Annotated in this window: 7 protein-coding genes; 1 reads left to right on the top strand and 6 read right to left on the bottom strand. The window is 31.9% G+C overall.

From position 1 onward, the window contains the following. Positions 1 to 279: 279 nt before the first annotated feature. The 6 genes from A9996_RS18850 to A9996_RS18825 all read right to left on the bottom strand — a co-directional run bounded on the left by A9996_RS18850 (position 280) and on the right by A9996_RS18825 (position 4579). The gene (locus A9996_RS18850) at positions 280 to 984 is read right to left on the bottom strand and encodes a hypothetical protein (RefSeq protein ID WP_066438983.1); all 705 of its coding nucleotides are present in this window, start codon (positions 982 to 984) and stop codon (positions 280 to 282) included. Then, positions 984 to 1535, bottom strand: coding sequence for an AHH domain-containing protein (locus A9996_RS18845; protein ID WP_066438979.1), 552 nt, complete (start codon positions 1533 to 1535; stop codon positions 984 to 986). Before A9996_RS18845 ends, A9996_RS18850 begins: the two co-directional genes overlap by 1 nt. A 368-nt stretch (positions 1536 to 1903) precedes the next feature. Beyond that, positions 1904 to 2623, bottom strand: coding sequence for an imm11 family protein (locus A9996_RS18840; protein ID WP_066438976.1), 720 nt, complete (start codon positions 2621 to 2623; stop codon positions 1904 to 1906). A 3-nt stretch (positions 2624 to 2626) separates the two neighbouring features. Continuing rightward, positions 2627 to 3763 carry an AHH domain-containing protein gene (locus A9996_RS18835; RefSeq protein WP_169817278.1) on the bottom strand — a complete coding sequence of 379 codons (1137 nt, stop codon included), beginning with the start codon at positions 3761 to 3763 and terminating at the stop codon, positions 2627 to 2629. Positions 3764 to 3798: 35 nt separating this feature from the next. Next, positions 3799 to 4164 carry a hypothetical protein gene (locus A9996_RS18830; RefSeq protein ID WP_157487256.1) on the bottom strand — a complete coding sequence of 122 codons (366 nt, stop codon included), beginning with the start codon at positions 4162 to 4164 and terminating at the stop codon, positions 3799 to 3801. Positions 4165 to 4222: 58 nt separating this feature from the next. Then, the gene (locus A9996_RS18825; RefSeq protein WP_066438967.1) at positions 4223 to 4579 is read right to left on the bottom strand and encodes a hypothetical protein; all 357 of its coding nucleotides are present in this window, start codon (positions 4577 to 4579) and stop codon (positions 4223 to 4225) included. Between the two features lie 562 nt (positions 4580 to 5141). Here A9996_RS18825 and A9996_RS18820 point away from each other — a divergent pair. Continuing rightward, positions 5142 to 5666: a DUF5004 domain-containing protein gene (locus A9996_RS18820; protein ID WP_111626045.1), complete on the top strand. Its 525-nt coding sequence runs from the start codon at positions 5142 to 5144 to the stop codon at positions 5664 to 5666. The last annotated feature ends 27 nt before the right edge of the window (positions 5667 to 5693 follow it).

Genomic DNA, 5693 nt, shown 5'->3' with positions numbered 1-5693 from the left:
ACCATAAAATGACCATTCTTTCTTGGGTTATAACCTTTTTTTAAATCTGCTTGAGGATAGTGTCCAATTTCATTAATGCTATCACTTCTGCTTATACTATAAAACATAATTAAACACATATTAAATTAATTAATTCCCAAACGGGGTTTTATTACATCTCTGAAAAATGAATTCAAATTCTGACCACTATATAACGCTTCTTCAATGTAACCATTCAATTGATACACTAAAATATTTCATATATAGTAAGCATAGTACATTCCTTGCAATTATTTATTTTTAATAAATAGCTTTTATTCGTTTATCCATTTCCTCAATTTCTTGAAAAGCCATACCTGTAAAATTTTGTTCTTCAATAGCGTTTTTTAACCTTTCGGAAATATAGTATCCGTTGGTAAATGGAGCTTCAATAAACCGGAATAAATCCAAGTCCAGATCGCTAAAATCTACTACTAATTTATCATAGGAAACTGTTATATTTTCATTGGATTCGTTGAGTACTTCTTTTAAATTTTTGAAGCTCTCATAACTTTCTAGCCTAACAGGTTTGGTTGGTGTATTTTCAAAACGTCCGCCCCTTGGCAAAATCACAAAATCAGATTGCTCATATTTTATAAGATTATCAACTTTTGTTGGATAGGATAAATGGAAAAGCTGGTAATCAGTTAATATATTATCATTATGATGTACTTTTAAAGGCCAATGATTAAAGTCTCCAACATTAAATCCTTTTAAAAAGTCAATAAAATATTTTTTTAAAACTAAAAAAATATCATCTGAAAAAGGAATTACATGTAAATAAGTTGTGGGTTTTGATTTGTTTTTCATTATCGGTTCGGGAATATCCCACTGAATATTGATGGGCTTTTTTCGCCCGTCAATATATATGTTTTCTAAATCCCCAAGTTTGTTTATTCTTTCAGCCTGAGCGAAAACTCCTATCTCTTTTGTTTTGAAGCTATTTTTTAATTTATAATATTTCATCAGTTAACAGTATAATTTATTAAATCAGCTATTTGTCCTAAATTTTTGTCCGAATTATTTCTTATCAAATTATCCAAGTAGGAAATAAAATTTACTAATTCGTCATTAGCTTTATTGTAATCATTCCCTACAAATTGATTTATGTCTGTTAAAACTTGACTTACAGTATCACTATACCCTCCAATGGTGTTGTGACCCGTTAAATGATTAGTAGAAGGTAAAGGTATTCCATTTAATTTATCACTTATATGAAATACATTATCTGATTTTGCTGCTTTTTGTACTAACGGGCTATTTCTAAAATTTAGCGGTATTATGTGATGTGCTTGAATAGCACTGTCGGTAATATTGAGTATTTTTCGTAATTGAGACCTGTTATAACCATCAGACCCAAACTCTACTATTCCGTTAACGATATTTATTGGCAAAGGTATGTTTTTGGTAACGCCATTAACCGTTACTTTAACTATTTTTCTGTACTTTACAATATTGCCAACAATTTTAGTTACTGGTTTTAGAGCTTTACCTCCAGGAATAAGCCCAACAATCATAAACCCTGCTGTTTGAACTTTATCTTGTTCTATACCATCAAAGTCTTTTCTATCAATTAATATAATGGCGTCCTCTATATGTGTGGTATAGCACCCTACTATCTTAACCTTATCCCAAAAGGCAGTAAGTAAAAAATCTATATCAGCACTTGCATAAGTTGCATTTGGATATTTCCTGTATTTATACCAAATTTTTTGCCCATCTTTGACTTTACTTGTTTTAACCGTTTTTAGATTCTACAAATCACCAAGAAGAATACTATTAAAAGTTCCGTTCAGATGTTACATGAAATGCTCTTGAATTATATGCTCTGTGATGCACTAAATTTTTCGTTCTTTTTGCTCAAAGAATAATTTATACCTCTTAATTAAGCTTTCCCATAAGTTTTTTCTCGTTCACCACCCTGCAGCCATTCAGTTAATTTAATTTCTGCTGGCATAAATTCTATACCAGTACAATTTGCATCTTCTATCTCTTTTTTTAAATATTCAGAAACAATATATTTTACACCCCCTTCAACATAAAGAATGGAAAAAAAATCTATTTGATTATTCTTAATTAAGTTGAATTTTTCGATTAATAAACCATGTGGATAACCCTTTTCTTCTATAATTTTCAAATGCTCTTCAAACTCCGAAATAGAATTTATTTTAATTAACTTTAATTTATTAAACACATTCATTGTTTCGTAAATTGATGAATTCTTGAAATCTATAAGATTCATGTCAATCTCAAACATGTTTAAAACCCAATAATTATCAAAACACCTATTATTACGAATAACACTTGACGGAAAAAATTGCATTCCAGAACTTCTATGCTTTTCTAGGATATTCTTAAGTTTTGAACTTAACAATAATTTTTTGGTAAATCCCATTCCTACAACATCTATCAAATCAGTTACTTTTGAAGAATTATAAAGTATCGGATTCGCAGTTATAGGTTCAAAATCGATTTTTTCAAAATGTACATGTTCAATAAATTTTGGCTCATCCCAAACGTTACAGTTGTACTTGATTTCTTTTGTCTGCGGATAATGTCCAATGATTTTTCTATTTAAAGAATTCCTAATTACGTAATATTTCATATTCTAAAAAATCAATTCATTAATTCTGGTTGTTGGATTATTAAGTAAAGCTGTTCTAATATTTAAAATTAAAGTTGATATTGCAGTATATGCTTGTTCAGGTGTTGCATTTGTTGGTATAGCATCTAAATATTGTTGCACCAAATTACTATAATTTGGATGAGAACCACTATGAAAAGCAGTATTTAATGGAATACCGTTTAATGCCTCATTCATATGAAAAGCATTACTTGATAGGGCCGCTTTTTGAACAGCAGGATGTGTTCTTTTTGCCCAAGGTATTATGTGATGAGCTTGTAAACTGGAAGATGTTATTCCCAGAACTTTTCTTAGTTTTGAACTACTTCCAAATTCAATACCATTGGCGGTTATTTTCCAAACCAGCTTAATCTGAGTTCCTAATGTGCTTGCTGTAATTTTTAAACCATACTTTGTTGCCAAACTACCATATCCCACAAAAGGAATAGCACTTGCTACACTAAGCGTTGCATTTACACCATCACCTTCTATGGCATATATGGCTCCGTTTATTAAATCAGCAACTTCACCAACAACGGGTACCACACCAAAGACATCAAGTGCAATATGCACAATATCTTTTGAAGCTTCCCAAAATACCTTTGTATTAGACCATTCTGGATTTAATGATCTTAAAACTGCAACTTTAACTAAATAGTTAATAATTACTGGATCATGATTGTTGACATCTGATAAATCCAAGTCTGAATATTGATTCACAGAAAACAAAAATGCGCTGTCAAAGGTATTTTCAATTTTATTTTGTTCAAATGCTTCGAGCACAAAGGAGAGCGCTTTTGTGTCAGGCTCTATATCCAAACTCATCAAATCAATCATTTCGGAAATAAATCCTATTTTATCAGTTGTGAGAATAACTTCAGAGAGATAATTATTGATTTCGGCTATGGCTTCGCTGTCACGATTAAAGAATGCCCAATTGAACTGCTGAAAATTTAGGTAAAAGGTTTGTCCAAATGTTAAGGCTGCCTTAGCTTCGGTTTGGGAGAAATTAGAGAAATTATTTTGTTTTAAGAAGGTGTTTACCGTGTTAGTGATGTTGGAATCGGACTTATAGTATGCTCTTAGGCCAGCATCCAGGACGCCACTTTCAAAATTCTTCATTTGCCATGTGTACGCTTCCATGTTGGGAGCGGTAACTATGCCGCCATCTCCGCCACCAGATGTAATGCCTCCTTCTCCTGAAGGGTTTCCTGAGTCAAAATCACCATTTCCACCACCTTATCTGGGCAAGATCCATAAGTTATTTCTATGTATTCATCAAAACCTGTTGCACTACAAATCGGTTTGCCCGGATTTCCTGATCTATGTCCTTCTATCCCATTGCTGCAATCATAACTTATAAGAACATCGTCAACACAATCATTACTTAGCCGCAGTTGTGCCTCTGCATCAGATTTTATTAAATTATCTACATTAAATAAATTATTATTGATAATTTCAACGTTACCACTAAAATTCTGAGTTCTGTCAAATAGCCATTTATCGGAGGGTGTGTACCTCAAGATATGTGATCTATAAATAAATTGGTTATTATTTACTACAAGGACCAAATTATAAAATTCATGGTTCTTGGATTGGATTAAAATAGGGAATGTATATGTCGTGAAACTTTCTTTTTTGTATTTTAATAATGTTATCTGTAAGTATAGTTGCACTTGCGAATTCATCTGTGCTTTTATCATTTGAGCTTTTTTGGAAAGCGTTTTTATTTGTGTCAATGAAATGACTGTAAAATTCAAATTTACTATCTGTAGCAGAAATGTTAGATTTGAATTCGTCGAAAGAAATTTGTGTTATTGTCCTTTCCAGTTGCGTCTCTTTGAGCAAAGCGTCTTCATTTTCGCTACAATTAGTCAGTAAGATTGATAGTCCACAGATTAAAAGCCCGAGTTTTAAAAAGTAGTTTTGTTTTTTCATGTGTTATGTTATTAAGACTGATTATTGATTTTTATTTCTAGTTTAAAATCTCTGAAATTATGAGGTGTTATTCTTTTCTGAGAGTTTGTAAAAGAATTATGAATTGAAAAAGAGGGCAATGATGTTTCATATGATACGATTTTTGGAGTTTTACATCTCGGTAAATCTATAGCAATATTATATCATTCATTTACGGGAAAACCGTAAACTTGTTGTGGTAAAACCGTACTATGCTTATTTTATAATGAGTGCGAAACTTTTTTGAACCCTCTAAAGTTATTAACAAGTCATTAACAAATTTTCCGAGATTCACTGCTGTTGCTGACCTTGCTTGACATAATTGAAGAATAAATACAATGGTTGAAATTGAACTTAATTTTCAGCGGGTTCAAAATTAGCCAGACAAATTAGATTCTCAGACAATCTTTTATGACATTACTAAACAATCAATTATAAAGTAGTTTAATGCAATTTGAAATTTCAATTAATTTTAATGTTATTTTGAAAGCAACCTTTTCAACATTAAGGCATCTTATAAGTGAACTCAAATACTACAAAAAACATGAGAAAATTAAATGTAATGATGAAATCCTTAATGGTAATGACCACTTTTTTTCTGGTCAGTTGTAACACCGATGATGGCATAGAATGTCCTGTGGCGTTAACAGGAGAACTAAATGCTACAGAAACTGAATTTTCCGGTTCTTGGGAATTTACTGGCTTAGTGGCTTTAGAAGCAGTAGACATTACTGATGACAATACCGCTAACCCAGGCACTGATATCTATGCGCAGTATACAGAATGCCAACAGGATTTAGTTTATGATTTTATGAATAACAGAAACTACGCCTTCAAGCAAGGGTATTTGGCTGATGACTGTCAGGGCAAACAAACCTTAACAGGCACTTGGAGCCTTACCGGCAATGTGTTGACCTTTGTAGCAAATTGCGCATCCCAATCCACTGACATTGAAATGAGCGATGGGGGAGATTCGTTTTCTTATGAATCTTTAGTGAATATTCGCGATGTCAATAACTCCGTTAGGACTAGCAAAGTCACCTTCACTTTTGAAAAAATGCTTTTGTAATTAGACACACACCTTACTTAATAAAAA

Source organism: Gelidibacter algens (assembly GCF_001678675.1).
GTDB lineage: Bacteria > Bacteroidota > Bacteroidia > Flavobacteriales > Flavobacteriaceae > Gelidibacter > Gelidibacter algens.
The sequence above is the reverse complement of the archived record's forward strand: the minus strand, read 5'-3'. Positions and strand labels throughout refer to the sequence as shown.